A 26,886-nucleotide genomic window follows, 5' to 3' on the forward strand; every position below is an offset into this window, starting at 1 on the left:
AAGGAGATGCTCTAATTAAACATCTCCTTTTTAGGATTAGGAAGGTTAAAATCTAAATTACCCCTTTTTTGTAACTTTAACCCAGTCCACCAGCATTTTTGCTTTATGATTTTTAATTAGTTTCAATGCATCTTCGGATAGGCCATAATAAGGTTTTTTAAGTCCATTTATTTTGAAAGGGTATATGCCGCCTACTGCAAAGTTCAGTATCAAATATTGTTTATCGGTAAACACCCAATTACCGTAATGCTGTGCCATGGTTTTGGTCACCCGGAACATTGGCACGCCGTCATATTTAAAAACAAGGCTTTGGGGCGTCCAGTCTACCGCGTAAGTATGCCATTTAGTAGCATCATTGTTTTTGTTAAAATATAAGCGGTTAACAAAAGGGGTTTCGCCGCTATAACCCGGGCCGTGTACGGCAGCACTAACCCAATCGGCCTCGCCAATAAATTCCATAATATCGGTTTCACCGCCGGCTGGCCAGTTAGGGTAGCCCAGCATCCACCAGGCGGGCCATAAGCCATCGGCTCCCACTAGTTTAATACGGGCTTCGGCAGTGCCGTAAGTGAAATCGAACTTATTTATGGTAGTGAGCCTGGCTGATATAAAATCGAAGGTCTGCCCGTCGAACGTTTTAAACCCCGGCGAATACATCGGGCTTAAAACCAGCGCACCATTACTCGCCCCCCCGGCAGCTGCACCGTTTGCGAAAGAAATTACATTGGCCGAATCTACGTAAGCCTGCAACTCTCCATTTGTGTGGAAACCAGTTACTATAGGCGTCCATTTGCTGCGGTCGAGCTTGTTTCCCGCAAAGTCATCGAAAAATATTACCTCGCCAGTTGTTTTTGCAGCGACCGTTTTTTTTACCTGGGAAAAGGCAGGAAGGGCAATTATCGCAGCCATGGTGGCAGCAAAGAAATGTTTTTTGTAAAGCATAAATTAATAAGGGATTATTATAATAAAAAGAGCACCGTTATGGTGCTCTTTTTATTGATGTTATTATCTGTAAACTCGTACGTACTCAACTTCCAGAGTGGCGTTGGTGATGCTTGTATCTACCGCGCCGCCAAAGTTGCCGCCCATCGCCAAGTTCATGATCAGGAAGAAATTGTCATTAAACGGTGTGCTTGCACTGTTGGCAAAAGTATGGAACACCGTGCCATCAACAGCAAACTTCATTTGGGTAGGGGTCCATTCCATGCTATAAACATGGAATTCGGTTGATGCGGTAGGTATCATGGTGGTGTTGCCTACGCCATTACCGCCAGAATGGCCCGGATAATGCAGCGTAGCGAATATTTTGTTTTGCTGATTACCTACGTGTTCCATAATATCAATTTCGCCACAGGCAGGCCATGGGGTGGTATCTATACTGCTGCCCAATGCCCAAAGCGCAGGCCAGGTACCGGCGCCTGCAGGTAGTTTTGCCTTAAACTCCACACGGCCATATTTAAAGTTGAATTTCCCTTTAGACAGTAAACGGGCAGAGGTATAGTTGTAGCCACTGAAGTTCTCCTTCTTGAGGGTGATCTTTAGCTTACCATCTGCCACGATAACGTTATCGGCGCGGTTGGTATAGTACTCCAACTCGTTGTTACCCCAACCGTTGTTGTTGCCCAGGTCGTAACCCCATTTGCCGGGATCCGGTGCTCCGGCTTTATCAAATTCGTCTGAAAAGATGAGCGACTCGCTCGCTGCCACGGTAACCTGCGAGGTTTGCGTAGTTGTGGTGCCTGCGGCGCTTTTAACGGTAACCTTTACGGTGTAAGTGCCCGCAACCGGGTACTTGTAAGTAACCGAGCCGGTAGTTGAAGTTTGGTAAACACCGTTGCCGAAATCGAACTCGTACGATGCCGCGTTGGTGGCCGTAACCGTAAATGTTACGTTACCGCTGTTATCCGCACTCGGAACTGTTTTTATCTCAATACTCGCCGGCTTTGTAGAGTCGGTTTTGTTATTGTCTTTGCTGCAACTTGTGAACAAGGCCACAAGTGCAATTACCATATAGATGTTTAAGTTTTTCATATCTTATTATTTAACTTTAAATTTCTGATACCAGGCAAGCCCGTCGATACCGATGTTACGCAGGGTAATTGTGCTTGCGGTGATCGACAGTATTTCATAAGTATTGCCACCAGTGCCAAAGTTTATTAAACCGTTACCTGGAACTACGAATTGTATGCGCGTAGAGTTTGCGGCTGTTGAGCTGGAAGTTGCATTCATGAAGGTAAGCTTACGTGGTGCCGAAACATCAATGGTGTAGCAATTGTCGCCGCCGGATGCACCGTAAGAAGCACTTGCAGCAGCTATAGAGAACGATTGCCCCTTGTTGTTAATAGTAAGGGTCACGTTGTTATTGGCATCCTTGCTAAAGGTCATCTCATCATCATATAAGCACTCGGCACGCTGGTTAGGGTCGGCGCTGTAATAGTCTGAGCTGTATGTGTTAGTAGGGCCAACACCTACGTGCCCGGGAGTTTCGCGGGCAGACACCCAGGTTTTAGCGCCACTGCCGGTGAGGTTTACCAATAGAGCAGAAGGTATCTCGAACGCTACAAAAACGGTTATCTTTTTGGTAGTGGTTGAGGTTACCCCACCGGTACCTATTGCACTAACAATTATGGTATAATCGGAAGTGCCGGGGTTGGAATATTTGTGCGTTACCTTACCGGTTGGCACAATTTCCACATTGCCATCACCATAATCTACCTTGTAGGATACTGCACCGGTTGCTGTGGTAGTAATACTTACATTACCACTGCCACCTCCATTTGGGTTAGCTGCATCTACACCTTCAATTTGCGTAGTTACAGCCACATCGGTAGGGGTGATGATCTTCCCGAAGGTATACTCCTGCTTTTTACAGCTCACCACCGCTATAACAGCCAGCAGGCAAGCCGCTGTTAATACTTTTATATTGATCTTCATTGTTGTTAAATTAATTAAGTGTTATATCATCAAAATAGAAAGTGTAATTGGCCGACCCATCGCCTGCTGTACCGTTATCAAATATGAGTACTATCTTTTGATAATAGTTTGCGGTATTGATGGCGCTATAATCGAAAGTTAATTCTTCCCATTCATTAGCTTTTGTAGTCGATACCTCTTTTTCGAAACTGATACCGCCGTTGGTAAGGTTCTCTACTTTAAGCAGTACCTTAGCGCCAACCCTTGGCGACCATACCTTCATTTTAAAGGTCTTCTTGGTGAAGTCGATCGGGTTATCAAGCGTAATAAAGCTGCCGCCATAAGTTGCGCCCGGATTTTTTATCATCTTGGCGACTTTTGTACTGGTGTTTATACCACCCGAAGCCGGGTTATTTACCACGGTAACGTTACCGCCTTCAAAATCGGTAAAGGCGTAGTTTAGCGTTGACGATTGAAAATCGAGCGGGATACCTAAAACCGATGAAGGAGCAGGTAAAACTTTTAAATCATCCCAATAAAATACTTTGCCAGAACCGGCTACGCCAAAGTCGAAAAATACAGACGCTTTATCGTAATTAGTAGTTGCGCTAAAGGCCGGTGTACCTGCCGAATTGTTCAGGAAGTTGAACGTTAAGGTTTCCCATTGGTTGGCTAATGTGGTTACTACGTCTGTCTCAACAGATTTTGCGCCGTTGGTATGATCTTCCAATTTTAATTTGATGGTTAAGCCAGCCGCCGGGGAGTATACGCGCAGTGTCATTTGAGCAAAACCCGCTGTTATAGGTACTTTGGTTGCAAAGCCTGCCGGGGTACCAATGGTAACACCTGCCCAAACTTCGGCACCACCGGGTTTAGTGGTCTTTTTAACCTTATTAGCGGCGTTGACCGGGTCAACTGCATCTATAGTGCTGTTGTTGCCAAAATCGGTAACGGTGTAATCTGTATTTAATGCATCAAACGTTACCGGTAAGCTAATTTGTTGGATAGGCACGCTCATTTTCAGGTCGTCCATATAAAACACTTTACCGCTTCCGCCCGTGCCAAAGTCAAAAAACATCGAAGCTTTATCATAAGTAAACGCCGGGTTAATAGCCGGGGTACCTGCCGAGTTGTTTTTAAAATCGAACGTTAAGGTTTCCCATGTATTGGCCACGGTTGTTTTTGTGTCTGTTTCAACAGAATTTGCGCCGTTGGCATGGTCTTCTAACTTTAACTTGATAGTTAAGCCGGCAGCAGGAGAGTAAATTCTCGCCGTCATTTTCGAGTTAGCTACAGTAATGCCAACTTTGGTTGCAAACCCGGTTGCTACGCCTAAAGTTGTACCCGCCCATACCTCGGCACCGCCTGGTTTAGTAACTTTTAAAACTTTGTTCGCGGCATTTGCAGGGTCGGCTGCTACGCCGGATTGATTGCCACCAAAATCGCTGGTTGTATAATCGTAGTTAGGGTCGTCAAAGCTTAGCGGTAAGTCTATCTGCTTGCCAACCTTAATAACCTGCGTAGCCTGGGTGGTAGCTACGCCGCCGCTGAGTGCGACAACGCGTACGGTATAAGTACCGGCTGCTTTGTAAGTATGTGCGGCTGGCTGACCTTCCAGGAAGGTGTCGAACGGTTCAGGGATAGTGCCAGTTTCATCACCGTAGTAAACATGATACATGGTCTCATAGTCTGCTTTTGCATCTACCGTAACCGTTAAACCATTGGTGGTTACAGCCGATGTGAGGTTTGCGGGAGCGCGGAATGATACGGTAAGCGCCTGGGTAAACTCAACGGTTTTACCGCCAATGTTGTGCCCAACCAATTTTACAGTATAAGCGCCCTCTGCATACTTATGGTTGATGGTTTTGCCTGCGTTTACCTTGGCATAAGTATCGCCGACGTCGCCAAAATAAACATCGTAGCTGGTTACACCTTCACCGCCCGGTATAATGGTAACCAGGCCGGTATTATCCTGTGTAATGTTGAATAACACAGCCAGTTTACCGGGCGCGGCGGCCTGGGAAACAAACGATGTGTCAATATAATCCTTTTTACAGCCCGCTACTGCGGCCAGTGCCAGGGTTAATGCTAAATAATATTTTATTGCCTTCATATCTGTAATAATTAAGGTTAATAGCCGGGGTTTTGTGTGATACCTGTAATGGTTATCTCTGTCTGTGGGATAGGGAACAACTCATTTTTACCTGCTGTAAAACCGGTAAGTTTGGTTGCTGCCTGCCCGGTTCTAACAAGGTCGAAAAAGCGGTCGCCGTCCATAGCCAGCTCCAGCCTGCGCTCATCCCAAATAGCTTGTTTAAGCGCATCGCCCGTGGCAGTAGCATCGTGTGCATTATCTTTAAATGCACGGCGGCGTACCTGGTTAAGATAATTCAGCGCTTTCGCATTATCACCACCGCCGCGGTTTAGAGCTTCGGCAGCCATCAGCAAAACTTCTGAATAACGCATCACACGGAAGTTATTGAGGTAGTTTAACTCTATCTGGCCCGACGTTTCTCCCTTGCGCGGTAAATATTTGCCGTTGTAAAGGCCGGTGTTTTTATAAGGCGCAACCTGGTAGCTGATGCCATAGTCGGGGTGTGCTGCTTTATATGCCTCGATATTGAAAGCGGTGATATCCTTACGCTGATCGCCGGCTGCATAAGCGTTAGCCAGATTTTGCGACGGCAGATTGGTGCTCCAGCCCGCTGCGTAAGGCATTGCGCCGCTGCCGCTAATGCCTCTTATACCGTTTTGCTGTACAGCGTAGTTGCCCTGGCCGCGGGTTGCACCACCCCAGTTGTAATATGGCGAACCGTTGGTGTATTGGATCTCGAAAACAGATTCGCTGCCGTTTTCGCCTGATGCCAGGTATATGGATGGATAATCGGCAACCAGGGTAAATGCATTAGCTGCAATTATTGGCTCCAGCACGGCATCTGCTTCCTGGAATTTATTCTCGTACAAATAAACTTTTCCTAATAGGCCCTGGGCAGCGTATTTAGTAATGCGGCCCTGTTGCGATTGTGTTGCGGGTAAAGCGGCAATTGCAGCAATCAGGTCCTTCTCTATCTGTGCATACACTTCGGTTTTTGGCGAGCGCGCGAGTGTTCTTGCATCGGTAAGCGAGATGCGCTTATCAAGGAACAAAGGCACATCGCCCCACATTTTTACCAATGTAAAGTAGTAGTAGGCGCGCAGGAAATAAACCTCGCCGTACATGGCATCCTTACCACTGAAATTAATGGTTTCACCAGCAGGGTTCTTGTCCTTGTTTTGAACAATGTAGTTGGTGCGGTTAACGCCTTCATAGGCTACCCTATACAGGTCCTCAAGCGCTGAATTTATCGGCGTAAGCGTAAAATCGTCTATCTGTTGCAGCGCAAGCACATCAGAGGCACTCTCGCCACCTGCAACTGAATTGTCAGATGCTACATCGCCAATTACGGTAGCCTGGTTTAACCATTGCACAGGTGTGTATGCACTGTTAACCATGGCGCGGTAATCGCTTTCAGATTTAAAGTAATCCAGATCGGTTACGATAAAATCTTCGTGCGGATTATAATCAATAAACTTTTTACATGAACCCATTATCGTTGCAACAACAACCAGGGCAATCATCTTCATATATATCTTTTTCATTGTTTTCCGGTTTAATTCATTACAAGTTAATATCAAGCCCTACTGCGTAAATGCGTGCCTGGGGGTAGGCGCCACGGTCAATACCATTCTCTAACAGGTTTCCACCGCCCGATATTTCAGGATCGTAACCGTTGTATTTAGTGATAGTGAATGCATTTTTTACCTGGGCGTAGATCCTTACCGATTTAAACACATTTTTTAGCGTAGCTTTTGAGAAGGTGTACCCCAACTGGATGTTTTTCACTTTCACAAAAGAACCATCCTCAACATACCTGTCAGATACGCGGATGTTGCTGTTAGGGTCGGTGAACGAATAACGCGGGTTGCGTGCATCGTTTGTAGTGCCTTCGCCTGTCCATCTTGCCAGTACCGCGCGGTATTTATTGCTATAGTTGGCGTTACGTTCATAAGCACGATAAATATCGTTCCCTATTGACGCGTAGGTTAAGGCGCTAAAATCAAAGCCCTTGTAAGCCATGCTAAGGTTCCAGCCTAAAGTAAAATTAGGAAAGGGGTCGCCTATTTTTACCTGGTCATCGGCGTTTATTAAACCGTCTTTATTGGTATCAACAAAGCGGATATCGCCGGGCTGTGCGCCGGCTTGTGTTGGCGCTGCAGCAATTTCAGCCGCGTTTTGGAACAAACCATCAGTTTTATAACCGTAGAAGTAAGCAGGCGTTTGGCCTTTTTCAAACACGGTAACGGTTTGCGACTGGCCATTAAAGAAACCACCACCCAGGATACGTGCAGTACCATCAGAGTTGGTAGCCGTTACCATGTTTTTAATGGTAGTAACGTTGAACGAGTTGTTTAGTTTAAACCCAGTGCCAATGGTTTCGTTATAGGCAATGGTAATATCTAAACCGGTGCTTTTTGTTGAGCCGATATTATAAGGCGGTACGGGTAAAGTACCATATACACCTGGCGCATTTGGTGTAAATAATAACCCACTAACCCTTTTTTGGTAATAATCGGCAGAGATAGACAGCTTGTTGTGAAACATGGTAAGATCGAACCCGATGTTGCCCTGTTTTTGTTTCTCCCATGCCAAATCATCATTACGTGAGGAAGCAAGGGTTGAGCCTGTGTAGAAAACGTTACCAAAGTTATAGCCGTTACTATTGGCTGTAGAGCCGTAATCCGGGCCGCCCGTGTTTATTTTATTATACTGAGGGGATACGTTTTCGTTACCGGTTACACCGTAGCTGCCGCGGATCTTTAAAAAATCGATGAACGAAGGTTTAAAGAACTCTTCGCTGGTAACCACCCAACCTAACGAACCTGCATAAAAATCGGCAAACTTGTTGTTCACACCAAATGCGTATGAACCATCGCGGCGTGCCGAAAATGATGCCAGGTAGCGGTTCTTATAATCGTAGTTAACACGGCCAAAGTAGGAAAGGTTCCTTCTGAAGTATTGGTAGTACCCGCCTGTTTGGGCATTTGGGTTATCGGCACTGTTGGTGCCTGTTGCAGCAGAGTAATCAGCAAATTCCCATGAGTTGAACGGAACGTCCTGCCTGCCTACATTCATACCGTTACCGGTGATCTTGGCCATCGAAAAACCTAATACGGTTTCGAAGTGATGGTCTGTAGCAACGTTGAAACTGTAGTTGGCAAAGTTCTCCCAGGTGTAGTTAAAATTGCTGTTTTTGCTTTGGTTTACACTGTTATGCCTACCTGTAATAGGGTTACCTGAGGCATCAAGGCCGTTTTCAACGTTCAGCGGGCCTAAGAATACCAGTGGTGTAAAGCTTTTAGATTTATCGTCGTATTTGGTGTAACCAAACCGGCTGTTAACTTTTAAGCCTTTGATAATATCATACTGCAATTCAAACTTGCCGTAAATTTTAGTCCCGGTGTTGGTGTTGTAAGTGTTATCTAACTGGGTAAGCGGGTTAGATATCTCAGATATCAACAGGTTGCTATAGCCGTACTTGCTCGTTACATTCGGGTCGGTATTGAGAACAGATACGGTTGGGTCGAAGTTAAGCGCGTTACCTATGGTGCTGTTAAAGGAGTTTTCCTGCACACCTTTGTTGTTGAGTAAAACGCCGGTGGTGTTTACGATGAACTTCAGTTTTGAGGTAAAATCGAAAGTGAGGTTAGCCGTGAAGGTACCACGATTAAAGTGCGATTTATCATAACCGCCAACTATACCACCCTGGCTAAGATAGCCTCCTGACAGGAAATAAGCCATTTTTTCGCTGCCGCCACGTGCCGATATGTTATGCGATTGCATTGGCGCAGTGTGGAAGATCTCTTTCTGCCAGTTAGTACCCGCACCTAATACAGACAAGTCGGGGAAAATAACGTTACCGCCTGCGGCTACGCTGCCTTCGTTTACAATGGCCCCGTATTCGGATGCATTAAGTACACCAATGCGGCGGGAAACATCCTGAACGCCGTAGTTGCTGTTGATAGAAAATTCTGTTTTTTGATTTTTGCGGCCCGATTTTGTGGTTACCACAATAACGCCGTTACCGCCCTTAAGGCCGTAAATAGCTGTAGTAGCCGCATCTTTAAGCACGTTGATAGATTCGATATCCGATGGATTGATGGAGTTGAAATCATCGAGCGTTTGGATAGAACCGTCAACTACCACGGTTGGGTCGTTACCCGAGAAAGATGGGATACCCCTTACCAGTACCGTAGGCCTTGCACCCGGCGAACCGGGCGTTAGTACCGTAACACCCGATACCTGGCCTTGTAGTGCCTCTTCGGCACGTACAGCGTTCAGCTTTTTAATATCCGAGCTTTTTACTACAGATATAGCACCCGATATGTTGGTTACTTTTTGTGTGCCGTAGCCTACTACAACTACTTCGTTAAGTGCCAGGGCGTTGTCATCCAAAGCAAAGTTTTCAGCGCCGGCTGTGGTAACGTTTTTTTCAACACTTGTCATACCGATGAAAGAAACCATTACTACGCCACCACCTTGCGGCAGGTTGAGCGCATAATTGCCATTTACATCTGTTACTGTACCCAAAGTGGTGCCTTTAATGGCAACGGTAGCACCGGGTACGCCTTTTCCATCGGATTTCTGGGTTACTTTACCGGTTAAGCGGAGGGTTTGTGAATAAGCCTCGCCAACAAAACAAAACAGCAAAGCGATAACCACAAGAAACTTGAGTTTAAATTGCATAAGGTTAAATGTTAGTTTATAATTAATTTAAAGGGGCCTAAGCCCACGGTTGGTTGTAAAAGTTTTTTCCTAAAAAGATTTAGGTGCATGAAAATGCACACGGTTAGGTTAGATCATAAATTTGGTTATACGTTATATTGGTTTATAAAAAGCGAAGGATGCGCTGTTCATGGGGTCAAATGTATGTGATAGGTTATCGTTTGTACGAATATGGGACTACATCACTACTACACCAAGGCTAAAAAAAGTGATAAAAAAAGCGATATTAGTATCACCATTTATACCTCTGATTAACGATGTTTTCTATCTGCTGCAAGATGCTGTATTTCAGATTTTTACTTATAATTATTTTTATGGCAACGGGCAGTGCTGCCTTGTCGCAAACCTATATTGCGCAACGAAAAACAGTTAATTACGAAAAACGGCAGTACAACGCAGGCACTCAAAACTGGAAAATACGCCAGGATGGGCAGGGGCGAATGTATTTTGCCAACAATGAGGGCGTCTTAGTTTTTGATGGTGCCAACTGGCAACTTTTTCCGTTGCCAAACCGCACTATTGTACGTTCAATGGAATTTGGCAGCGATAAAAAACTGTATGTTGGCGGGCAGGACGAGATCGGGTATTTTTCACCGGGCAACAATGGATCGCTGGTATTTACTTCTCTCAAGGGGCTTATTCCCAAAAACGACCAGGTGTTTTCCGACCTGTGGGATATTATAAGTTATGGTGACGATATTTTCTTCCGATCTAACGACAAGTTGTTTAAGTATAGCAATGGTAAAATAACGGTATATCATAGCCGGTCATGGCTGTTTTTGGGATGCTACCAGGATAAACTATTGGCGCACGATGAACAAAAGGGCCTGCTGGAATACGTTAAAGGTAGTTGGCAACCTTATATTGATAAAAAAGACCTTCCCAATGGTTTTTATATTACGTCAATATCCAAATATAGCACGTCGTTTAGCTTGATTACTACAGCTAAGGATGGTGTGTTTTTACTCAGCGATAAAACATTGCGTAGTTTTAAGCTTTCGGGCTCGGGTATAGATAATCATCAGCATTTTTCGGCAGCAGTGGCGTTAAACGATGACACTTACCTGCTAAGTACTTTTTTAAACGGTGTGTACCAAGTTGACCGTACCGGCAGGGTAATAGAGAACATTGCGAAAAAAGAAGGGCTGCAAAATATATTTGTGCGCAGTATGTATACCGATGCCAACCACAATGTTTGGCTGGGGTTGGATAATGGTATTGATTTTATAGCTTACAATAACGCGGTAAAACACATTAGCCCGGATATATTTAAAGATGGCGGGGGCTACGCTACCGCGTTATATCACAATAAAATTTACTTTGCGCTTTCAAACGGCATTTACCAGGTACCCGTAACCGATATGGGCGACCTAAGCTATGTGAAAAATAACTTTAAAGTTGCTGCCGAGGGGCAAACCTGGAACATCGCCGCAGTAGGGGGGCACTTGTTAGCCGGCCGCGACGATGGGTTATTTGAAGTGGGGGACGGCAAAATATCACCCATTTATAACGCCACAGGATTTTGGATCTTTCAGCAATTGACGGATAAACTTGGGTTGCAAATGATAGCTGCAGGTAATTACTATGGCGTACGTTTGTTTGAAAACAAAGGCGCATCCCTCACAGAGAGAGGTAATTTGGGTGCGTACTATGAATCTGCCAGGTTTTTGCAGGTTGATGAAAATAATATTGTATGGACATCTCACCCTTATCGCGGTGTCTACCGGCTCAACCCCGAAACTAAACAGGTAAAAAACTATACCAAAGAACAGGGGTTACCCTCGCCCTTGAATAATTTTGTGTTTAAGGTAAAAGGGCGTGTTGTTGTAGCCACGGAAAAAGGTATTTATGAATATGATGCAGGTACCGACACGTTTAAACCCGCGGAGGCGTTCAAAACAATATTCGGTACGCGTAGCATAAGGTATTTAAATGAAGATGCCACAGGCAATATTTGGTTTGTAGAAGGTAAGAGCCTGGGCGTGGTTGACTACTCAGCATCGCCAACTATCATCAATTTCCCTGAGCTAAATAACCGTATTCTTAGTGGTTTCGAGAATGTTTACCCAATTGATGCTGAAAATATATTTGTTGGGAGCGAAAACGGATTTTATCATATCAATTATGCAAAGTATAAGCAAAATATTCAGCCATTAAAAGTTTACATCCGCAGTGTGAGATCCGGGTCGGGTGCCGACAGTTTACTATTCGGCGGGTACAACAATAATATAAACAGCGGCTATAACCAGGCGGCTAACGATGCGCTGGACCTGGGCTACGGCTTTAATTCGCTTCATTTCGAATATTCGTCACCTGTTTTTGAAGAACAATCTAACGTAGAATACAGCTACCTGCTAAAAGGCTTTGACGAAGGATGGTCCGAGTGGTCAAAAAGATCCGAAAAAGATTATACCAACCTGCCCGCCCGCAAGTATGTGTTTGAAGTAAAAGCCCGCAATCATCATAATAACGAATCGGTTGTTACTGTTTACAATTTTACCATTAACCCGCCGTGGTATCAAACCATATTGGCATACTTATTATATAGCATTATAATTGCCGGCGTGCTTTACCTGTTGTATCAGATGCAGGAACGCCGACATTTGTTGAAACAGCAAAAAGGACTGCAGTTGCAGCAACAGAAAAATAACGAAGAGCAACGGCAGCTTGCTTATCAGCACCAGTTAGAGCTCGAGCGATCGGAAAAAGAGCTTGCTAACCTGAGAAGTGAGAAATTGCTGGCCGAGGTGGAGTATAAAACATCCGAACTGGCATCCTCTGCATTAAACCTGGTGCAGCAAAAAGAGTTTTTAACCAAGATAAAAGAGGAGTTACTGCGTTTACAAAAGCCGGGCACAGATGCGGTTGATGTAAAGGAAATTAAAAAGATCCAACGCATGCTCATTGAAGAGGATAAGCTGAACGAGCAGTGGCAGCAATTCTCTATCCATTTTGACAGGGTACACGCCGGCTTTTTGTCTTTACTTAAAGATACGTACCCTACCATTAACCAGCAGGAACTGAAACTTTGCGCATACCTCATCATGAACCTATCCAGCAAGGAAATTGCCCAATTGATGGCTATATCTGTACGCGGCGTGGAGGTAAGCCGATACCGCCTGCGTAAAAAACTCCAGATCCCCACCGAGGTGAATCTTTTTGAATTTTTGTTCAACATTCAGCGGGAGTTGATGAAGTAGTTGCCTTGCTGGTTTAAGTATTCTTTCAATTCAAACGAAGTTAAAATGCCCCATCGTTAAATTTTCATCCATTGCATAGCATTCGAGCTGCCAGACTTGGACACGGCGGCTTACTGTTCTTTTACAATGGCTGAAGTTGCGGGCGTTGTAACATGCTAATTATTATCAGAAAGCTTTTTTATCCGGTCTTCGGCATTTTTATTTTTTGGATCTAACTTTAATGCCATTTTGTAGTTGACCAGGGCATCTTTTTTATTATCCGTTAATTCCAAAACTTCGGCATAACTGTCATAAGTATTTGCGCTGGTGGGATAAAGCGTTGTGTTTAATTTAAAAATAGTAAGTGCTTCGGCAGGTTTCTTTTGACTGAGCAGCTGATACCCCCATTCATTTAAAGCCTTTTCCTCTAAATTGAAACCAGCGTTCCCTTTTTGCAGATCGGCAGCAACGCTGGCCGCGTGATTAAAGCCTTGTTTTAACAAGCCCGCTCTAAGCTTTTTAATATCAGGAGATAAGCCAAAGCCGTTGGCCTCATGCAGTTCGGGGACGTAGTAGCCGGCTATTTCATCTATAAATTGATCAGGGTTGCCTCCCATTAAGTTGGTGAGTACAACGATAGAAAGGTCATCTTTAAGGTAGATAAACAATGCGGACCTGCCGCCACCTACCGGGCCTACAGCGGGATGATCATTTCGGGTTAGGGTTGGCCAGCCTAAAGCGTAGCCATTGGTGAGCCTGTTAAATCCACCAACTTTGCCATTATTCAGGATCGCGGGTGTCCACATGGTTTCTATACTTGACTTTTGTTTAAGTAATTTTCCTTCTTTCAGCGCAATTATCCAATTTGCCATGTCGGCGGCTGTGGATTGGATGCCTGCCGCGGTTCTGAAAAACAGCGGGAACTGTATATAACCTACGCCAGGTGTTTGGTTTCTGACAAATTGCCCGTTTACCAATTTAGTCATGGTGTAGGCACCAGCGGAGTTTGGAACCACATCATAAGAGTCGCCAAACCTGGTTAAAGGCATTCCGGCTATTTTAAACTGCCTTTCTTCAATAAACTTAGTGAAATGCATGCCGCTCAGTTTATTAATAATTTGGCCAAGTAAAACATACCCGGTTTGATTATAACTAAACTTATCACCTATGCTAAACTCCATAGGTAGTGCTTTTGCCTTTTGTAAAGCCGCTTTTTCAACGCCATTGCCCAGTATTTGTTCATCTTCATCCAATATATCCGGCAGCCCCGAAGTGTGTGTTAAAACTTGCTGCAAAGTTATTTTTTGCCAGGCATCGGGTAGGCTGTCAAGATACACAGACAGGCGATCTGTTGTTTTAAGCTTGCCTTCTTCTGCCAGTTGCATAATAGCAACACCTGTAAATGCCTTGGTGATAGAATTGATGGAAAAAATGCTCTGATCTGTAGCCGGAATATTATTTTCGAGATTGGCAGTGCCGTAGGTGCTCAGTTTAACCACTTTATTGTTGCGGATAACCGATAATTGTAGAGCAGGTATGTGTTTTTGAAGCATTTTAGTCTTGATGAAGACGTCGATACTATCTGATGTAAGATCTTGCGCACTGGCAAAAAGCGGGGCTAAAAGAATGAAGAATAGCAGGCGGGCAAAATGGCGTTTAAGGTTCATAGTGTTAACAGTATAATGATAAGAGTTGCTATCATAGGGTATGTTACATATAATTTACAGTTGAAACAAACCTATGGTTTTTCCGCTGGCTGCGTTTTAATTTTCAAGATGCGCTGCAATTGCCTGGCGGTTTTGAATCCGCACTGTGCCGCAATGTATTCTATGGTATATTCGGGGTTATTAAGCATAGTGCTGGCAAACTCTTTACGAAGCAGGGTATGATACTCCAGGATCGTTGAGCCTGTTTTTTCTTTAAATACACGGCTCAGGTTACGGGGGCTCATGTTTACCAATGATGCGAGTGTTTCGATACTATTTTCCTTCGACAGGTTCTCGATAAGATAATCCTGAACCTCGTGTACCTGGGGGTTGATATGGTTTCGGTAATCAAGGTAGATGCTTTGCTGCTTGTGTCTTCCGCTCCTGCGGTGGTAAACCACCAGCCCACGGGCTACTTTATGGGTAAATAACGGGCCTTTTACGTCCTCCAGAATAGATAGTGCCAGGTCAATTCCGGCGCTGATACCCGCGCTGGTATAAATATTATTGCTTTTAACATACAGGATATCTGATTGCACCTTCGCCTGTGGAAACCGTATTTGCAATTCCTTTACCCTGCGCCAGTGTGTAGTGCATTCGGTATCTTTTAACAGGCCGGCCATCCCCAATGCAAATGCTCCGTTGCAAATAGAACAGATGGTAATTCTCTTTTCCGAACATTCCTTTAACCAGTTGAAAAAAGGGCGCTGGGCGCCGAATTGGATGCTGCTGACATATTCAAAATCCATTCCCGGGACGAAAATGAGATCACTTTCCCCAAGCTTAGCCTCGGTAAAATGAGCTACACGCCCAAATCCGAGGCCGGCTGTTGATTCAGGTTCGGGTGTGAAAGCGTAATATTCAATATCCACTTCAAATCCGTAAAACCTTGCTTCTGTAAATACCTGTACTGGTCCCGCCAGATCGAGCAGTTCAACCGAGGGCGGGATAATAAACGCGATTCTTTTCATTTGTAAGGTGACTTATATTATGCAATAAAGTTAACGAATAAGCCATTGCCCGGGAGGACAACAACAGGTCGTAAACAGACAATCAATAAGTAAAAGTAATGCCCGCTCCATAGCCCATATCGCTGTCGTAATGCGTGGAGGCGGAGATGTATTTGGTGAGCACATACCTCAGCCCGGCCATATACTCTTTATCAGAATTCACCATGAAGTTTAAACGCATGCGTGAGGATACCGGGACATCCTCCCTTGAAAGCTGAAAACGAATTCTGCCTTTAGTATCAAGGCGTGCATCTGCGGTGATCAACATTGGTAATGTGTATTCCAAACCAATACAGAATGCCCTGCGATCTGTTAAGGAGCTTTCGCTCCCAAAGATATTCCGTTCGGCCGCGTCTCCTTTTTTATGGCGGAAATCCCAGCCCACATATGGCAGCAACCACTGTATGGCACCAATATAGCGGCCTATATGGCTCTCGGTTTCGTAACCATCGGTGTTATTTAATCCAATGCGCCACTCTGTTTGAAACCGGTACCGGGTGTTGTTGAAGTTTAGCTCGCCGTCGCTACCGTTAGTTTCCAGCCCAATTTTAGCGGCGAGGTGGATCTTCCTATCATCCGCGTATATTTTGCGCAGCCCCGCAGCAGGGTCCGGGATCTCCGGGTTTGCCCGCGAATTTTCGTAACTGAAGATGCGACCCATTCCGCTCATCATGTGGTAAAGGATATGGCAATGGAAAAACCAGTCCCCGCTTTCTGTTGCTGCAAATTCCAGCGTGTCTGTCTCCATTGGCATAATATCTACCACTGTTTTTAACGGAGAGTATTCTCCCTGTCCGTTAATGAGTCTGAAAAAGTGCCCGTGAAGGTGCATCGGGTGCCTCATCATGGTGCCATTATATAGAATAATGCGGATGTTTTCGCCTTTTTTGATCAGGATCTTATCCGTTTCTGATACCGCTCTATTATTAATCGTCCATACATACCTGTTCATATTTCCCGAAAGATTAAAATGCAATTCCCTGGCCGGGGCATCGGGCAGCATAGTTTTTTCGGGCGAACGTAGCATGGCATAATTTAACGTAACTGTTTTGTCCAAATTTTCAGCGTACATTACCGTATTCATATCCATCTGTTGCAGGCTCATTTTCATGCCCATATCGTTCATGCTGCCGTCCATATTCATCATGCCATTCATCATTTTCATTCCGTCGAAATACTTCAGTCTTGGTAACCGGGTAGCAGGTACGGAATCACCATTTCCGAGCCAAAGGGAGGCTGATTTCGTCCGGTCTTCAGCGGTCGCTAAAAACTCATAACTTTTGTCGTTGGGCATGGTCACTATAACATCGTAGGTTTCCGAAACGCCTATCAGCATTCGGTCGGCATCAATGGGCATTACATCTTTGCCGTCATTAGCTACAACGGTAAGCGGGCCGCCGGCATAGTTTAACCAAAATAGGTAGATGAACTGCCGTTGATAATCCGGAGCCTAACTTTTTCGCCTGCTTTAAATTCAGGCGCTTTCTGCATCGCCTTGCCATTTATAAAAAACAGATCGTAATAAACATCGCTCACGTCCATTGCGGCCATTCGTTTCCATTCGTTGGCAAGCTTGGTTTTTAAATGCCCCGCCTTAATGGCTTCCCAGTAACTCTGTGTGCTCCCTTTGCGGATGCCATACCAATCGGTCGCGTTATGAAGCGACCGGTCTACTTCATCAGGATTTTCGTTGGTCCAGTCGCTCAATAGCAAGGTGTATTCTTTCATAGCAGGTTCTGCTTTCTTATGAATAATGAAAGCCCCATACAAGCCGCTCTGTTGTTGCATCATGGTATGGGAGTGGTACCAGTAGGTGCCATTTTGTACGATAGGGAAGGTATAGTAATGGGTTTCGCCCATTTTTATTGGCGAGGTAGTAAGATAAGAAACCCCATCGTATCGGTTGGGCAGAATGAGCCCGTGCCAATGAATAGATGTTTCCATCATCATGGTATTATGCACGTAGATCTCTGCCGTATCGCCTTCGGTGAAATTAAGGGTGGGCGCAGGGATAGAGCCATTGATAGCCAGTGCGGGTCTGTTTTTGCCGGTATAGTTTACTATAGTATCAGTGAGGTATAAATGGTATATGGCTCTGTTGCCCTTACGGGTAAAGAATGGTATGCGCTGTTCAGTGCCAGGTTTTCCCATATCGTCCATATTCATCATTTTAACCATCGGCTTTTTGTTTTTTGCCGTATCCACCGGCATTGCGATGGCACTGGGTGTTGCGGCAATTTTATTCGATGATTCCATCCGCATAGGTGATGGAACTCCTGAGTTTATGCTGCCTTGTTGCGCCAGGCAAAAAACAGGAAGAAATAAAAACAAAAGGAGGGCTCGAATGAACATGGCTGATAAGGTTATTTTATCGGGTTAATTGTTTCGGTGACGCTTCCGCAGGTAAGCATGGCCCTGCCGTAATAAGGGTTACTAATGGCTTGTACATTGCTGAGCCAATAGGCCTTTTTCATGGGGCAATATGCCCTGTAGACAGGCTCTTTTGAAAAAGAGGTGGATTTTATGAACGAATACATATCTGAAGACAGCGCAGCGAAAAGAAGCCGTTGTGCTGCGAGGTCAGTTGTTGCGGCTATTTTGTGTGCATTGGTTTGCAGTTTTTTAATAACGGTATTGTTCTTATCCGTATTTAAATTGACTACGGCAGATGCGAACACGCCTGCCTTTTCGCCGGCAGCATGTGCGTCGCCGTTTACTAATGCGTTCTTGATATCGTAGTACGTTTGCAGGATGCTGGTATTGTTGGAATTGCCCTGGCCGCTAACTTTTATGAGTGATGACAGGCAAAAGATGGCGATAAAAATTAATTGTTTCATGATATTTAAATTGAGGTAAAATTACGTGGTGTTGGTGTGGTGCCTGCGCCACAAGTGCGTCAGATACGGACAAGATAGAACAGGTTATTTCATGATGAAGATCATGCTAATACTCATCCCTATCATTATTGCATCTTCTATGATGGTTATGGTACTCATTGGCAGGTTAAATACCGCGCCCAGGCACGCGCATTTGATCTTACGTTTATTCAATACGCTTTGCAGAACACCAATAATACTGATGGCCATAACCGGGAGTGTGATATAGTTTATAATTACCGGCTGGAAATTGGCCGCGTAACTTAAGCCCAAACCCAGTTCAACAAAGGCATATATATAGCCCCATTCCCTGAACTTTTTGGCGACTATATCATACATAGCGTAACTATCAGCAAAACCATCCAGGTTGAGCAGCTTAAAGAAAGAGAAGACGATGAAAAAGCCCGCCATAAAAATTCGCATAAAGTACCTTAAGCTGAAGTTATCGCCCGAGGCAGCGGCAATGAATGAAATGGTTGTTATGTAAAAGAAGATAAGGAGGATGGGTTTGTAGGTTTCACCCCATGGCTTTCGCTCGTCGGCAGGTTCTTCGAAAGCAACTGGTGTAGGTGCAATTTTTTCTGATAGCTGGTATTTAGGATAGGCCCGCAATGCATCTTGAAACGAACGGGTTGAAATGTGGTGTGCCATTTCGATAGTTGCTTCGCCATTAGCAAGATTGATATCGATTTTGTTTACACCAGCAACCTGGTAAAGAAGGTCTTGAACCTTACGCTGGCAGCCGCCGCAGGTCATTCCGGTTATTTGATAAGTATGTGTCATGATGTTTTATTTTGACACAAACATACCGGGAAGCGGTGCCCGGTATGTTATAGAATTATGGGTGGGATTTATATCAGGATGAAATATTAAACCTCATTCAGGAATTTACGCAGGTGGATGCCGTTCTTGCGGAACTGGGTGGGCGTAAGCCCCGTTATTTTTTTAAACTGTGCCGACAGATGCGCTACACTGCTGTAATTGAGCTCGTAAGAGATCTCATTAAGGTTCATTTCATTGTATATTAGCAGTTCTTTAACTTTCTCTATCCTTTGCAGAATGATATATTGTTCTATGGTGATACCCTCGGTTTCAGAAAATAGTTTACTGAGCACGGAGTAATCCCTGTGTAAGGCTTCGGCCAAAACTGCTGATAAATTAAATTTTTTATCGCCCTGGTAGTGGATCCGATTGATGATGACAGATTTTATCTGATCGATCTGTTGTTTGTGATTATCATCCAGCAATTCGAAACCCAGTTGCTTTAACTGGCTCCGCAAGTCTTCGATCTGTTTTATCGTCAAGTCTTCGTGAAGAATCACTTCTCCCAGTTTTACATAGGCAGCGTTTGCACCAATTCCCTGGAAAATTTGTTCAACCGCTCTAATGCAACGGGGGCAGACCATATTTTTGATGTACAGGTTCATTGGTGCAAATGTCTATAAAGAAAATGATTTTTTGTTTCTGTAATACAGTACAAAAAGATAAAATCCCATTGTAAAATCAATAGACATGCAAAATAGGTCGTAGTGCGGCGGAAGCAAAGTAGGCGTAAATGCCAGGTCATAGGCCATGTCCCACATTCCGTGAAGGAAATAGCCGCCCACTAACAACAATGAGCTTTTTTTACTACCATAATACGCGATAAAAAGAAATACTATCGCCTGCAGGCAACAAAAGCACCCGGTAGGTAGGTCCGTCCACGTAAAGCCTACGTATAAGAAACCGATTGCTGAGAGGATAAGGCCATAGATCAGTTGTTCGTCAATGTTTCTGAGTAACCTGATAGAACCGATAATGAGGAGGCCGGATGATACACCTATTATTAATGCTATCATGATTTAATGCGTTGAAAGTAAGCGGTACGTCCGAAGAAAGAGATACCTATGTATCCGCGGACTTTTAAAATATCCCCTTTCAAGCTCATTTTGCAATCGTATGTTTTTCCGCTTTCCGGGTCATAAACTTTACCCGAAGTGTATGCGCCATCATTGTAATGGAAGCCGCTAAACAGGTCGATGCCCAGTAATTCGCGGTTCTTGAGTGTTTCATTCGGGTTTTTATTGTCTCTCCTGGGGTGTGCTACCCATACCGACTTTCCAAAATATTCCACGCCTTTTTTATAGATCTCAACTTTTGCGTCTTTTTCAGGTGACCAGTATAAACCTGTTATTTCATCACCCTTTGCTGGGCTCTGTGCCAAAGCAGCCGAGGACAGCATCATCCAGGCCGCAATGGCGGAGAGTGTTATTTTAAAAATTCTCATCATTTTAGTTTTGAATGGTTTGTTGTAATTCTGACCGGTAAATAAGCCTTTTGAACGCGAAATGGAATATCTCAGTGGTGTATGTCCTTACCGGATAGGCGTTAATGAATGACCACCCCAGCCTGCCCATATAGTTCATGGCGTCGATAATGGTGTTGAATTTTTTCACCTTGCCTTCCAGTGTTTTGATCCTCGTTTCAGTCCAGTAGTTTTTCTCATCACCAAAATCTACGTCGATGGTCACCTTGTTGCTTAACAACCTTGGTACGGCAATGATCTGGCAAAATTGCTCCACTTTTACAGAATCGGTCTGCGCCAGCGTGCGGAGTGACATTAGTATAAATGCCATTAGGAATATCTTTTTCATGATGTTAATTTGTTTTGGTTTAATTGTAATCCAGCATCAGTTTAACCACGTTTTGGAATTTGTCTCCATAAAGCTTACCTATGCGCTCCAGGCAGGCATCTATCGGATACTGTTTTTTTGTATCGTATCTAACGATCTCTGCACTGCCGAGCAGTGAATTGATGGCTTCTTTATTATCCAGAGAAAGCACGTGTACTTCATCCAGGTCTTTCGTGTTGTTCCCGCCGGTACTCACCAGTGCCAGGCCAAATTTGGTATGAACGGTTGCATCTGACGGTGTGAAGCATTTAAACGATTTAGGAAACGACCGGTTGTAAGTATCAATAATACTTACCATCTCAAATTCATTGATGCCTTCCTGCAGCAATAGGCCTAGCCTGCGGTTCTTCTCTACAACTACTTTGGTGACTGCGGTAAATTCGTTGCCAAAGCTAATGGCCGTGCTCAAGTGATTCGTTAAGATCTCCGGATGAGGATAGTGAATGTCATTAGCTGCAGAATGCATGGTCTCGCTGCCAAATAGATCATTAATAACCATTAAGGCACCTTCCACGGCGTTAGATACACCGGCGGTGCTGTACAAATTTCCACTATGCGCAACATTTACCTGTTGTATCCATTGCGGTTTTGGGAAGTGAGATCTCACCATTTCAAAATCAGATGCATGGCAGGTGATTGGTTTGCCATCAAATATGCCGGTAGCAGCAGCAGTAGATGCCCCGTCGCAAACGGCAAGGATTTTTGTGGTTGGTGTAAAATGGTCTTTAATAAAGGATATTAAAATGAGATCTTGTTTTTCATCACGCTTTGATAGGGCCGGGATAACGATCACATCGGCGACAAGCTTCATCGAATCTGCTTCATGGAAGGTAAGCTGGGGCAAAATAAAGAGGTCTTTTTTTATGCCTACAGGAGCCTTTTCTTTAGCAACGATGAACACATTTAATTTACCGGTGGTATTAAACAGGTAGAAGGGGGCCAGCATATCAAACATTTCTGTCACCTTGTTATCGGCAATGATGAGTACTGTTTTCTTGGATGGATCATAGGCAGGCTTTTTCCAATCAAATTTGTTATCGCCCGAATAGGAAGGTAGCTGGCCAAGGGCGATGATCGGCTGCAGCAATAAAACAAGCGTACTCCCTGCGACAATCACTGTCGATAAAGAAATGAGCAATACTTTTTTAAACTTTTTCATTGTGATTAATTTAATTATTACATCACAAAAGTGTTGCAAAAACAAAGGGGTCTGATGACAAGGAGATGTCAGATACGGACAGGTATAATGTAGCAGTAAGCGGCCAATATGCGCGACTATCAGAACCCCATAACTGGATATCTAATAAAACGTGACGGCGAGTGTAGCATTGGACAAGGTTGTTTCTGACAGATTATTACATAATCTGTCCCCTTTTGTGGTTCCTGAAATTATTTGATTGTTAAGGTGAGCCGGAGGGGGTAAATAATAAAACATCTGGTCAATTATACAGACACAGGCTGATGGTTTTGCAAATATGCGGGCATTTTATTAAGAACGATATCTATTCCTATAGTTTTAAAGTGAAATTCCCCTTTTTCATGGAATGAAGTCATTCTGCCCGCGATTAACCAAATCATAAGTTTCAACTCTTTTTTAACGATTGCATAAACTGTAAAGGCGATTTGCCATATTCCTTTTTAAATGCCCGCGAAAAATTAGAGTTACTTTGCAAACCTATCCTGTCGGCTACTTCGTTCATAGCTACGTCTTCGTGGGTCATGATCTGGATAGCTTTTTTGAGGCGGATGGTCCTGATAAATTCTCCCACGGATTGATCTGAGATGCTTTTTATCTTTTGATACAGCTTGGTACGGCTGATGTACAGGTGGTCGCACAGGAAATCCACATCGAGGTTCAGGTCCCGCATATGAACTTCTATCACCTTCAAAAGTTTATTCAGAAACTCTTTATCTTTTTCAGAATGGACCAGTTCGGTAGCTTCAGACAGGTAATCCTTAGCATATCGCTGCTTCATTTTTTCGCCCTGATCAAATATATTATGAACGGTTAGCAGCAAAAGATCCACGCTAAGTGGTTTGGCAAAATAATAATCGGCACCAGATTCCAGCCCCTCAATTTTTGTATCCAGCGCATCCTTGGCAGAGAGGATAATAAAGGGGATATGGCTGGTTTCAAACTGTTCTTTTATTAATTTACAGAGCTCTATCCCGTTCATGCCGGGCATCATTACATCGCTGATGATCAGATCCGGCACTTTTTCGATTGCTATTTTAATACCCTCATTACCGTCTTCGGCCTCATGAATAACGTAATAGTTTTCAAATGCCTGTTTTAAAAACGTGCGCAATTCCTGGTTGTCCTCTACCAATAAAATGTGTTTACGCGCTTTTGCCGAGGCAGCGGTTACGTGGTTTTCCTGCTCGGGGAGGGGTAGTAGTGTTGCATTGTCTATTACTTCCAGTTGGGCTTCAACAGCTATACCAGAGGTGTTTTTCTCCGTGTCGGTGTAATTTTCTTCGCCCCATGGGATGCCGATGATAATCTCGGTGCCTTTATACCTGTCGCTGTAAACATAAATATCGCCTTTATGCAGTTCGGTAAGGCTTTTTACGATGGAAAGCCCCACGCCCGAACCGAGATGGTTTTTACTGATGCGGTAGTAACGGTCGAAGATCCGGGTGATTGAATCGCTGGAAATCCCTATCCCCGTATCGGCCACCCTGAAATAGATGTACTTTTTGGCGCGATGTTCCTTGTTCAACAGCTCGAAGCCAGTATTAAACGAGGGTCTAAACCGGTCGATATCAAAAAACAATTCGAACGAGACGCGGCCTCCGGTATTGGTGTATTTAAATGAGTTATTTAAAAGGTTAAAAAGTATTTTTTCCAATATCTGCACATCAAAATACCCGGTAAGGGGCTGGCCAGCCGGGGTTTCGGTGTGGTCGACCACTTCAAAGCTGAGGCGTTTGCTTACAGCCATGTTTTGAAACTCCCAGGCGAGGTCCTTACAAAACTGGTTGATGCCAAGTGGCTGCACCTGCAGCCTGATAACGCTATCGGCAACCTTTTTGAAGTTCATCAGCTCGCTAATGAGGTTGATGAGCCGTTTGGCATTACGGTACATCAGCTGGTAGGAGTAATCGAGCGCAGTGTTTTTATTCTGGCTGATCAAACTCTCCAGCGGCCCCAGAATCAACGTCAAGGGCGTGCGAAACTCGTGCGAAACATTGGTGAAGAACATCAGCTGCTGCTGGTAGAGTTCTTCGCGCTGCTTGTGCATCTCCTCGCGTTTTTTCTCGTTCACGGCGCCCACCGCTATTTCCCTTTTTAGCCTATACCACCTTGCCTGGTAAATGTAAATGCCTGCCAGTGCCGAGAGTACCAACAAAACGTAAATAATCTTGGCACCTGCAGATTTCCACCAGGGAGGTGTAATGGTAATGGCCGTTTCAGTTTGTACTTTGCTCCATATGCCGTCATTATTAGTGGCCTCCACCACAAATTTATAGATGCTGTAATCCAGGTTACTGTAGGCCGCGCTTGGGTTTTTTCCATCCGTGAATTTCCAGTCCTTATCAAAACCGATCAGCTTATAACGGTATTTGCACTTTAGCGGGTTGGCAAAATGCATCGACGAGAAAGAGATAACAAAGTTGTTTTGCAGGTAGCTAAGCGTAAGGGTTTTACAATAACCAATAGCTTGCTTGATAGCGTTTTTTGAGGTGCCGGCCTCGCCGTATTCTGGTTTTTGGTTATTGATAAGAATATCCGTTAGCACCGGCATCGCTTCGATGTTGTTAGCCTTTATCTGGCTGGGGTAAAAGTAGTTTAGACCGTTTATTCCGCCAAAATACAGCCTGCCATCGGCCCCTTTGCTGGATGAGCCTACTTTAAAACTGTTGCCCTGCAGCCCATCGTTCTTATCGTAGCGTATTAGCCGGCCGGTTGCAGTGTTAAGGCATTCCAGGCCGTTACCGCCCATCCAAATGTTGCCGGCATCGTCTATTTCCATGCTCTCTACGTCTTTAAAAACCCCGTAGTCATCTGTATAGGCTTTTATGGTATAAGCATTTGTCTTTGTATTTAGTAGTAGCCTGTCTACCCCGCCACCGATAGTTCCTATCCAGTAGGTGCTGTCGTTTTGTTTAACTATAGGGTAGGTATAGTTAGAGCTTAATGAATTCGGCTTTGCCGAAGCGGTATACTGAAAAGTTTGGGTGATGTTGCCGGTTTTATCATACAATACCCGTTTTAAACCATGTGTGCTAGAGATCAGTAGCTGCGGGCGGTCTTTATCAGCAAAAATAAAAAAGCCTTCACCGTAGTATTTTACGTGGTAATAATTCTTTTCATCCTTCCATATTACACCAAATTTATCGGAGTGGTTACCAAACCAAATGTTGCCGTAGCAATCTTTCACAAAGGTATCTATCACGTAAGTAGGAAAGTGCTCGTAACCCGGCGGCCGCCATAATTCACGACCTCCGGGCTTTAAGATTTCTATCCCGCCCGAACTCCCTATCCATAAATTATGGCCATTATCCAAGGCAACTGCGGTAATTACATCATTTTTTAACCTGATAGGAGTGTTGTAGGTATTATAATAGGTGAATGCCTGTGTTTTTAAATTATACTTGTTTAAGCCATTGGCTGTTGTGCCAATCCACAAATTATCACCATCGGCGAGTACAGATCGGATGTGGTTGCCGCTTAACGAATTTGTATTTGCCGGGTTATGCTGCAAGGTGTAAAACAGTTTCTCGTTCAGGTCGCAATAATTTAGCCCGCCACCAAACGTACATACCCACAAACAGTCAGTGCGGTCGATAAAGGCCTTGCTCAGCGAGTTGGAGTTTAACCCGTGCGGAGAGCTTTGCGTATTTACCGCCTGTATAAGGTTAAGGTTGCTATCTAGCTTCAGCAGCGCGGAGCCGGTGTTTACCCAATAATCAAGCTTGCGGTCGCGCACAATATCCCTGATGTAGCGGTAGCCCGTGCACGTAAACTGCTTGCCTACGGTTAGAAATGTTCCGCCGGCGTGTTGTGTCCTCGCAATCCTCACTACCTTGTTACCGCTGCCCAGCAGCATGTTGTTAAATTTATCAAAGTAGATGCGGGAAAGTTCTGTGTCCGTAAGGCCTGTTATAACTACACGTTTAAACCTGCCGCTTGCATCCAGTGTGAAAACGCCTTTATTACTCGAGAGATGGAGCAAGCCATTTTTATCCGGCTCCATGGATGAGAAACGAACATCTGCCGGCGGAGTCAAATGTATCTCTTTGATAGTGTTGCCCGCTATGCGGTACATTTTTACCAGATTGTTTGTATAACCATAGATGATGTTACCGGCGGGTTTGTAAAGCTTCCAAAACGTGGTGGGGGTGGTTTTATTCAGTTCTTTAATATCGGTGTACTTTTCCGTTCGCGAATTAAAGTATTGCAGCCCGCCCTCTGTACCCAGCCATATATTTCCATCGCCGTCGGGATAAATACATCCTATCCTGTTTTTAAAGGCATTGTTTAGCGGTGTATTGCTGTTGTAATATTTTTTAACCGAGTAGCCGTCGAACCTGTCGAGCCCAAAATAGGTGCCCACCCAAATGTAACCTTTTTTATCCTGCGCAATATCGTTGGCATCGGTATGCGATAGCCCCTCATCCACCGTAAGGTAGCTGAATTTATAAGGATAAGACTGGCAAACCCCAAACCGCGGAACGATAAAAGTTGCCATTAGTAAAAGTA

Annotated in this window: 19 protein-coding genes; 1 reads left to right on the forward strand and 18 read right to left on the reverse strand. The window is 44.5% G+C overall.

Annotated elements, in window-relative coordinates:
- Nucleotides 1-57 precede the first annotated feature (57 nt).
- The 6 genes from EPL05_RS07165 to EPL05_RS07190 all read right to left on the reverse strand — a co-directional run bounded on the left by EPL05_RS07165 (nucleotide 58) and on the right by EPL05_RS07190 (nucleotide 9,697).
- Complete coding sequence (locus tag EPL05_RS07165; RefSeq protein WP_128533274.1) at nucleotides 58-942, reverse strand: glycoside hydrolase family 16 protein; 885 nt, start codon at nucleotides 940-942, stop codon at nucleotides 58-60.
- 63 nt (nucleotides 943-1,005) lie between these two features.
- Nucleotides 1,006-2,031 carry a family 16 glycosylhydrolase gene (locus EPL05_RS07170; RefSeq protein WP_128533275.1) on the reverse strand — a complete coding sequence of 342 codons (1,026 nt, stop codon included), beginning with the start codon at nucleotides 2,029-2,031 and terminating at the stop codon, nucleotides 1,006-1,008.
- A 6-nt stretch (nucleotides 2,032-2,037) separates the two neighbouring features.
- Nucleotides 2,038-2,934 carry a PKD domain-containing protein gene (locus tag EPL05_RS07175; RefSeq protein WP_128533276.1) on the reverse strand — a complete coding sequence of 299 codons (897 nt, stop codon included), beginning with the start codon at nucleotides 2,932-2,934 and terminating at the stop codon, nucleotides 2,038-2,040.
- Nucleotides 2,935-2,944: 10 nt separating this feature from the next.
- Nucleotides 2,945-5,026 carry a hypothetical protein gene (locus tag EPL05_RS07180; protein WP_128533277.1) on the reverse strand — a complete coding sequence of 694 codons (2,082 nt, stop codon included), beginning with the start codon at nucleotides 5,024-5,026 and terminating at the stop codon, nucleotides 2,945-2,947.
- A gap of 17 nt (nucleotides 5,027-5,043) precedes the next feature.
- Nucleotides 5,044-6,552, reverse strand: a complete 1,509-nt coding sequence (locus EPL05_RS07185; protein ID WP_128533278.1) for a RagB/SusD family nutrient uptake outer membrane protein — start codon at nucleotides 6,550-6,552, stop codon at nucleotides 5,044-5,046.
- Between the two features lie 19 nt (nucleotides 6,553-6,571).
- Nucleotides 6,572-9,697 (reverse strand): SusC/RagA family TonB-linked outer membrane protein, encoded by a 3,126-nt coding sequence (locus EPL05_RS07190; RefSeq protein WP_128533279.1) that lies wholly within the window; start codon nucleotides 9,695-9,697, stop codon nucleotides 6,572-6,574.
- A 353-nt stretch (nucleotides 9,698-10,050) separates the two neighbouring features.
- Here EPL05_RS07190 and EPL05_RS07195 point away from each other — a divergent pair, with 353 nt between their 5' ends.
- On the forward strand, nucleotides 10,051-12,936 hold the full coding sequence (locus EPL05_RS07195; RefSeq protein ID WP_166727657.1) for a triple tyrosine motif-containing protein: 2,886 nt from the start codon (nucleotides 10,051-10,053) through the stop codon (nucleotides 12,934-12,936).
- Nucleotides 12,937-13,091: 155 nt separating this feature from the next.
- Here EPL05_RS07195 and EPL05_RS07200 read toward each other — a convergent pair whose 3' ends face one another.
- The 12 genes from EPL05_RS07200 to EPL05_RS07250 all read right to left on the reverse strand — a co-directional run bounded on the left by EPL05_RS07200 (nucleotide 13,092) and on the right by EPL05_RS07250 (nucleotide 26,875).
- Nucleotides 13,092-14,582, reverse strand: coding sequence for a serine hydrolase (locus EPL05_RS07200; protein ID WP_128533281.1), 1,491 nt, complete (start codon nucleotides 14,580-14,582; stop codon nucleotides 13,092-13,094).
- Between the two features lie 71 nt (nucleotides 14,583-14,653).
- Nucleotides 14,654-15,592 carry a GlxA family transcriptional regulator gene (locus EPL05_RS07205; RefSeq protein WP_128533282.1) on the reverse strand — a complete coding sequence of 313 codons (939 nt, stop codon included), beginning with the start codon at nucleotides 15,590-15,592 and terminating at the stop codon, nucleotides 14,654-14,656.
- Nucleotides 15,593-15,674: 82 nt separating this feature from the next.
- Nucleotides 15,675-16,988: a multicopper oxidase domain-containing protein gene (locus EPL05_RS24190; protein WP_208394693.1), complete on the reverse strand. Its 1,314-nt coding sequence runs from the start codon at nucleotides 16,986-16,988 to the stop codon at nucleotides 15,675-15,677.
- Between the two features lie 50 nt (nucleotides 16,989-17,038).
- Nucleotides 17,039-17,887 (reverse strand): multicopper oxidase domain-containing protein, encoded by an 849-nt coding sequence (locus tag EPL05_RS24195; protein WP_208394694.1) that lies wholly within the window; start codon nucleotides 17,885-17,887, stop codon nucleotides 17,039-17,041.
- A gap of 107 nt (nucleotides 17,888-17,994) precedes the next feature.
- Nucleotides 17,995-18,468, reverse strand: a complete 474-nt coding sequence (locus EPL05_RS07215; RefSeq protein ID WP_128533283.1) for a DUF3347 domain-containing protein — start codon at nucleotides 18,466-18,468, stop codon at nucleotides 17,995-17,997.
- An 84-nt stretch (nucleotides 18,469-18,552) separates the two neighbouring features.
- The gene (locus EPL05_RS07220) at nucleotides 18,553-19,290 is read right to left on the reverse strand and encodes a heavy-metal-associated domain-containing protein (RefSeq protein WP_128533284.1); all 738 of its coding nucleotides are present in this window, start codon (nucleotides 19,288-19,290) and stop codon (nucleotides 18,553-18,555) included.
- Between the two features lie 86 nt (nucleotides 19,291-19,376).
- Nucleotides 19,377-19,934, reverse strand: coding sequence for a helix-turn-helix domain-containing protein (locus tag EPL05_RS07225; RefSeq protein WP_128533285.1), 558 nt, complete (start codon nucleotides 19,932-19,934; stop codon nucleotides 19,377-19,379).
- Nucleotides 19,935-19,946: 12 nt separating this feature from the next.
- The gene (locus tag EPL05_RS07230; RefSeq protein WP_128533286.1) at nucleotides 19,947-20,345 is read right to left on the reverse strand and encodes a DUF6010 family protein; all 399 of its coding nucleotides are present in this window, start codon (nucleotides 20,343-20,345) and stop codon (nucleotides 19,947-19,949) included.
- Complete coding sequence (locus EPL05_RS07235; protein ID WP_243837242.1) at nucleotides 20,342-20,776, reverse strand: DUF2147 domain-containing protein; 435 nt, start codon at nucleotides 20,774-20,776, stop codon at nucleotides 20,342-20,344. Before EPL05_RS07235 ends, EPL05_RS07230 begins: the two co-directional genes overlap by 4 nt.
- A gap of 1 nt (nucleotide 20,777) precedes the next feature.
- Nucleotides 20,778-21,140, reverse strand: coding sequence for a hypothetical protein (locus EPL05_RS07240; RefSeq protein ID WP_208394695.1), 363 nt, complete (start codon nucleotides 21,138-21,140; stop codon nucleotides 20,778-20,780).
- A gap of 19 nt (nucleotides 21,141-21,159) precedes the next feature.
- Complete coding sequence (locus EPL05_RS07245) at nucleotides 21,160-22,338, reverse strand: DJ-1/PfpI family protein (RefSeq protein WP_128533288.1); 1,179 nt, start codon at nucleotides 22,336-22,338, stop codon at nucleotides 21,160-21,162.
- Nucleotides 22,339-22,762: 424 nt separating this feature from the next.
- Nucleotides 22,763-26,875, reverse strand: a complete 4,113-nt coding sequence (locus tag EPL05_RS07250; RefSeq protein WP_166727658.1) for a hybrid sensor histidine kinase/response regulator transcription factor — start codon at nucleotides 26,873-26,875, stop codon at nucleotides 22,763-22,765.
- Nucleotides 26,876-26,886: the final 11 nt, after the last annotated feature.

This window comes from Mucilaginibacter gilvus (assembly GCF_004054195.1).
GTDB lineage: Bacteria > Bacteroidota > Bacteroidia > Sphingobacteriales > Sphingobacteriaceae > Mucilaginibacter > Mucilaginibacter gilvus.

Excerpts from the sequence above, each read along its gene's own strand:
- EPL05_RS07165 (WP_128533274.1), bottom strand. The coding sequence starts at position 942 with ATGCTTTACAAAAAACATTTCTTTGCTGCCACCATGGCTGCGATAATT.
- EPL05_RS07170 (WP_128533275.1), bottom strand. The coding sequence starts at position 2,031 with ATGAAAAACTTAAACATCTATATGGTAATTGCACTTGTGGCCTTGTTC.
- EPL05_RS07175 (WP_128533276.1), bottom strand. The coding sequence starts at position 2,934 with ATGAAGATCAATATAAAAGTATTAACAGCGGCTTGCCTGCTGGCTGTT.
- EPL05_RS07180 (WP_128533277.1), bottom strand. The coding sequence starts at position 5,026 with ATGAAGGCAATAAAATATTATTTAGCATTAACCCTGGCACTGGCCGCA.
- EPL05_RS07185 (WP_128533278.1), bottom strand. The coding sequence starts at position 6,552 with ATGAAAAAGATATATATGAAGATGATTGCCCTGGTTGTTGTTGCAACG.
- EPL05_RS07190 (WP_128533279.1), bottom strand. The coding sequence starts at position 9,697 with ATGCAATTTAAACTCAAGTTTCTTGTGGTTATCGCTTTGCTGTTTTGT.
- EPL05_RS07195 (WP_166727657.1), top strand. The coding sequence starts at position 10,051 with ATGGCAACGGGCAGTGCTGCCTTGTCGCAAACCTATATTGCGCAACGA.
- EPL05_RS07200 (WP_128533281.1), bottom strand. The coding sequence starts at position 14,582 with ATGAACCTTAAACGCCATTTTGCCCGCCTGCTATTCTTCATTCTTTTA.
- EPL05_RS07205 (WP_128533282.1), bottom strand. The coding sequence starts at position 15,592 with ATGAAAAGAATCGCGTTTATTATCCCGCCCTCGGTTGAACTGCTCGAT.
- EPL05_RS24190 (WP_208394693.1), bottom strand. The coding sequence starts at position 16,988 with ATGCCCATTGATGCCGACCGAATGCTGATAGGCGTTTCGGAAACCTAC.
- EPL05_RS24195 (WP_208394694.1), bottom strand. The coding sequence starts at position 17,887 with ATGGAATCATCGAATAAAATTGCCGCAACACCCAGTGCCATCGCAATG.
- EPL05_RS07215 (WP_128533283.1), bottom strand. The coding sequence starts at position 18,468 with ATGAAACAATTAATTTTTATCGCCATCTTTTGCCTGTCATCACTCATA.
- EPL05_RS07220 (WP_128533284.1), bottom strand. The coding sequence starts at position 19,290 with ATGACACATACTTATCAAATAACCGGAATGACCTGCGGCGGCTGCCAG.
- EPL05_RS07225 (WP_128533285.1), bottom strand. The coding sequence starts at position 19,934 with ATGAACCTGTACATCAAAAATATGGTCTGCCCCCGTTGCATTAGAGCG.
- EPL05_RS07230 (WP_128533286.1), bottom strand. The coding sequence starts at position 20,345 with ATGATAGCATTAATAATAGGTGTATCATCCGGCCTCCTCATTATCGGT.
- EPL05_RS07235 (WP_243837242.1), bottom strand. The coding sequence starts at position 20,776 with ATGATGAGAATTTTTAAAATAACACTCTCCGCCATTGCGGCCTGGATG.
- EPL05_RS07240 (WP_208394695.1), bottom strand. The coding sequence starts at position 21,140 with ATGAAAAAGATATTCCTAATGGCATTTATACTAATGTCACTCCGCACG.
- EPL05_RS07245 (WP_128533288.1), bottom strand. The coding sequence starts at position 22,338 with ATGAAAAAGTTTAAAAAAGTATTGCTCATTTCTTTATCGACAGTGATT.
- EPL05_RS07250 (WP_166727658.1), bottom strand. The coding sequence starts at position 26,875 with ATGGCAACTTTTATCGTTCCGCGGTTTGGGGTTTGCCAGTCTTATCCT.